The sequence below is a fragment of the Actinocorallia lasiicapitis genome (genome assembly GCF_054778695.1).
Genome location: NZ_BAAGZI010000444.1, coordinates 1 through 4,489, shown reverse-complemented (window position 1 = coordinate 4,489; position 4,489 = coordinate 1). Strand labels below are relative to the sequence as shown.

Here is a 4,489-nt window from a genome sequence, read left to right as displayed (position 1 = left end):
CTCCGGCCCCGGTCCGTGACCGAGGCTGCCGCCGGCCGTCCAGGCCGTCGCGGCGAGCACCGGCAGGAACGCCGACAGGGCCAGCCGCCTGCGGCGTGGCCCTCTCGGTGCGGCGTGCTTCGACGCCCGGGGTTTCAACGCCAGGGGCTTGGCCGCCCGAGGCTCTGACGCTCCGTGTCTACTCACTCCCGAAGAGTCGCATGATGCGGCCATTCGATCCGGAAGCAGTAGAAATTAGTTATCAATCCACTTGTCGCGGATCCGGCCGGTCCTCGTGCCCCGGCCACCACGCCTTGTGCCCGAGCAGCACCGTGATCGCCGGCACCAGGAACAGCGACATCACGAACGCCGACAGCAGGACGCCGACCGCGACCGAGACCCCGATCTCCTGCATGGCGTCGGCGCTGGCCAGCAGGAACGTCCCGAAGCTGCCCGCGAGGATCAGTCCGGCCGACGCGATCGTCGGCGCCGCGTGCTTGAACGCGTGCACGACGCCCTCGCGCGGCGGGAACCCGGCCTTGGCCTCCTCCCGCAGCCGCGCGATCATCAGAATGTTGTAGTCGGTGCCCAGCGCGACCACGAACAGGTACACCAGCAGCGGCAGCATGAAGATCACGCCGGGGTGGCCCTTGATGTGCTGGAAGATCAGCACGGACGCGCCGATCGTGCCGAGGAAGCTCAGCACCACCGCGAACATCAGGTATATCGGCGCGACGATGCTGCGCAGCAGCAGCCCCAGCACGATCGCGATGAGCAGGCCGGCGACCGGGAAGACGATCCGGTAGTCGCGGTTCATCGCGTCCTGGAGGTCGCTGAAGATGGCCGTGGAGCCGCCCACGTACGCCTTGGTCGCCGGCGGGGCCGCGCCCTTGACGGCCGTCCGCAGCGGTTCGATGGTGTCCATCGCCTGGGTCGACAGCGGGTTGACCGCGAGCTGCACTTCGACCAGCGCGGTCCTGCGGTCGGCGCTGAAGGTCGGCTCGCCGACCGCGCCCACCCCGGAGACGCCCTTGGCTGCCGTGGTGACCTGCCCGACCTCACCGGTGGTCAGGGCACGGTCGCCGTCCACGTAGAGCTGGGTGACCTGCTGGGCGCCCGCGGGGAAGCCCTTGCCGAGCGCGACCAGGCCGTCGGCGGCCTCGGTGCCCTTCGGTGCGGACGCCATGTCGAAGTTCGGCTTGTAACCGGTCGCCAGCAGCGCGAACGCCACCAGGATCAGCCCAGACACCAGCGCCACCAGCCCGGGGCGCCGCCCGAGGACCGAGCCGATCCGCCCGGCCGTCTTACCCTCGGGCTCCTTGCGCCAGCCCTTCGACGGCCAGAACACCTTCGGCCCGACCAGCGACACCACCGCCGGGATCAGGGTCAGCGCGGCCACCAGGGTCGTCGCGATCCCGATCGACATCGACGGGCCGAGCGACTTCAACATGCCCAGCGAAGCCAGCAGCAACGCCATGAACGCGATGATGACGGCCGCCGCCGCGCTCGTGATCACCTCGCCGACCTTGTGGACGGCGTTGACCATCGCGAGTTTGGAGTCCTCGCCGTCGCGCAGCCGCTCCCGGTACCGGAACAGCAGGAACAGGATGTAGTCGGTGCCGATGCCCAGCAGCACGATCGGCATCAGCGACTGGGTGGTGTTGTCGGCCTTCAGCCCGAACACCTCGTTGACGATGCCGATCAGCGCGAACGCCACCATCATCACGATGCCGACGGTGACCAGCGGCAGCAGCGCCGCGAGGATGCCGCGGAAGGTGAGCAGCAGCAGGATCACGATGACGATCGCCGTGGCCGTCAGGGTGATGGAGTCGCTCTTCTCGAACGACTCCTGGGCGTCGGCGTTGATCGCGGCGTCGCCCGTCACATACGTCCTGAGGTCGCCTCTGGACTTGGCGAGGTCCTCGCGGATCGTCTCGATCGCCTTGGTCACCTCGGGGTCGCCGTACGCCTGCGACGTGAAGTGGATCGGCAGCATCTGGACGTGCTTGTTCGGGGAGAGCGGGCCCGCCGCCACGGACTGGACGCCCGCGATGTGCGCGTCGTTCAGCTCCTTGGCCAGGGCCGAGGTCCTGGCCTGGTCGGCGGCCGACAGCGGCTGGTCGTCGCCGCGCGTCACGACGACCATCGCGGTCTGGCCCTTGGCCTGCGGGAACGCCTTCGACTGGAGTTCGACCGCCTGCACCGAATCGTATTTCGACGGCAGGAAGTCGGTCTGCTCGTTGCTGACCTTGAACTTGGGCGCGAAAGTCACCAACAGGACGGCCGCGATGATCCAGGCCGCGATGACCCACCAGCGCCGGTGGACGACGAAACGCCCAATGCTCTCGAACATGTACCGAGCGTAACCATACGCCTGTGACCTGCGCCGCAGCGGCCCCCCTCCAAGGTCACGAACATGCGACGGCCCCGCCCTCCGAGGGGAGGACGGGGCCGGAGCAGGGTGGATCGGTGATGAGGGCGTGCTTCGAAGCCACCTGCTCTACTGCGAGCGCCGACTCCGAAACACGCCCTAGCCGATCTCGGCCAGCAGCTTGGCGCGCTGCTGCTCGCCCAGACCGCCAACGCGGCGGTTCTCGTCGATCCCGAGCTTCTCGATGAGGGCGGAGACCTTCGCGGGGCCGTAGCCCGGCAGCGCCTTCAGCACCTGGACCACCTTGGTCTTTTTCGCCACGGTGTCCTCACGGGAAAGCACGTCGCCCAGGCTGAGCGATCCGCTCTTCAGCGCCGCCAGCAGTTCGCTGCGGGCCTTGCGGGCCTCCTGGGCCTTGGCGAGAGCGTCGGCCCGCTGCTCGGGGGTCAGCGTCGGCAGAGCCATCGGATTTCTCCTCGTTGTTGTCGTACCGCCCGCGCCAACGGCGGGGGCGTTGCGACCATCATGGCGAATGAGACCGACAGATGCCGAACTGAGCTGCGGATTAGTTGGATTTCGAGCCGTTCGGTGACCGATCGTGGTCGTGTCCGGCGTGCTGTTCGAGACGCGCGGCAACAGCCAGCGCACGCAGAGAAACACTCTTGACGTGCGGATTGTCCCCGCTGCGCTCGTTCCTCTTGATGACGTTGTTCATGCTGGTCGCCTCCTAGAGCTCCCTGGCGGACCGTCCTTCCCCTCCTACAACAACGCCGCTTCAGAATTATTCCTGACCTGAACGATTCCTCCCGAGACCGAGCTCTTTACACACCCTCAGGTAGGCGCGGGTCGGCCGGAGCACATAACCCCAGGCCAGCGAGTCGCCCCTGGTCCGGCCCGCCTTCGCGAGGTGCGTCCTCGCCCTGTCCTGATCGCCCGCCGTGTAGAACGCGGCACCGAAAAGCTGGTGGGCCTCACGGCGCCGGAGGTGAGACTGATCACCGGCCAGGAAGCGTTCGGCGGCCGTCACCAGCGAGGCGTGGACGTCCGGCTGGGCCAGATAGGCGGTGCGGCCGCCCGACTCGGCCGCCGACTCGAGATGGGCGGCGGCCACGATCGCTGCGATCGGGTCTCCCGGCTTGGCGGAGCGGGCGGCCTCCTCGGCGAACGCCCGGTTCTCGGCGTCCGAACCCTGCCATTTCGCCGCCAGCACCTGGACGCGGCGCTGGTGGCCCTGGAAAAGGCCGGGGTCGCGGCGGGTCAGCTCGTCCCAGATCCGGTCGAGTTCGGGACGGGGGAGCTGCATCCCCAGGCCGTAGGACTGGAGCTGGTTCCAGGGGGAGGGGTCGCCGGGCAGCAGGTCGGCGGCGCGGTACAGCCGCTCGCCCGCCTGCGACAGGACGATCCAGAACCGGCGGAACCTGTCGTGCGCGACCTGCTCGGCGCGCGCCGCGCTGCGGATCCGCCACGCCCCCGCGACCTGGGCGGCGCCCGCCCAGAGCTGGAGTTCGGGATCGTCCGGACGGGCGTCGGCCAGCGCGGACAGGGTCGGCGGATCGACCGCGTCCTTGAGCCGGTCCAGCCGGAAGACGCGCAGCTCGTGGTCGTCGCGGACGGCGGCCAGCAGGGCGCGGCCCGCTTCCAGATCGCCGCCGCGGACCCGGGAGAGGACGGTGCGGAGCCCGGGGTCGTCGCAGATCGGGGCGGGCAGGAACGGCAGTCGCTCGAGCCAGCGGTCCCGGGCCGGTGCGGCGGGGATCGTCAGATCCAGGGGTTCGGCCGGCGGCTGGTTCTGCGGCGCGACGGTCTTGGCGGGCAGCCGGATGACGCGGTCGGCGGGGACCGCGGCGTCGATCTCGGCGATGAGGGCGCCGGGATCGCGCCAGTGCGCGGGGTCGACGTGGACGACGATGCCGTCGCGGCCGATCAACCGGCGGGTGCCGTCCGGCCAGGCCGACAGCGCCCGGCATTCGGCGTAGCGGACCGTCGCGAGGGTGGCGTGGTTCACGACCGTCACGCCGGACGGGCCGTGCACCAGATGGGCGGTGCCGCTGACCGGGTGCAGGGTGCGGCCCGCGACGCCGTGCAGCGAGTCGCCGGGCGCGGGGCGATAGCGCAGATGCGGGGCCTCGTGGCCGGGCG

5 protein-coding genes are annotated in these 4,489 nt (G+C 69.9%); all 5 read right to left on the bottom strand.

The window, feature by feature from the left end:
* On the bottom strand, positions 1–186 hold a 186-nt coding region (locus tag ACYVE7_RS29770; RefSeq protein WP_460369336.1), incomplete at its 3' end, for a hypothetical protein.
* Positions 187–241: 55 nt separating this feature from the next.
* Complete coding sequence (locus tag ACYVE7_RS29765) at positions 242–2,332, bottom strand: MMPL family transporter (protein WP_460369334.1); 2,091 nt, start codon at positions 2,330–2,332, stop codon at positions 242–244.
* A 177-nt stretch (positions 2,333–2,509) separates the two neighbouring features.
* Complete coding sequence (gene mihF, locus ACYVE7_RS29760; RefSeq protein ID WP_460369332.1) at positions 2,510–2,815, bottom strand: integration host factor, actinobacterial type; 306 nt, start codon at positions 2,813–2,815, stop codon at positions 2,510–2,512.
* A 100-nt stretch (positions 2,816–2,915) separates the two neighbouring features.
* On the bottom strand, positions 2,916–3,065 hold the full coding sequence (locus ACYVE7_RS29755; protein WP_460369331.1) for a hypothetical protein: 150 nt from the start codon (positions 3,063–3,065) through the stop codon (positions 2,916–2,918).
* A 66-nt stretch (positions 3,066–3,131) separates the two neighbouring features.
* Positions 3,132–4,489: hypothetical protein (locus ACYVE7_RS29750; RefSeq protein WP_460369330.1), on the bottom strand; the 1,358-nt coding region annotated here is incomplete at its 5' end.

Excerpts from the sequence above, each read along its gene's own strand:
- ACYVE7_RS29765 (WP_460369334.1), bottom strand. The coding sequence starts at position 2,332 with ATGTTCGAGAGCATTGGGCGTTTCGTCGTCCACCGGCGCTGGTGGGTC.
- mihF (WP_460369332.1), bottom strand. The coding sequence starts at position 2,815 with ATGGCTCTGCCGACGCTGACCCCCGAGCAGCGGGCCGACGCTCTCGCC.
- ACYVE7_RS29755 (WP_460369331.1), bottom strand. The coding sequence starts at position 3,065 with ATGAACAACGTCATCAAGAGGAACGAGCGCAGCGGGGACAATCCGCAC.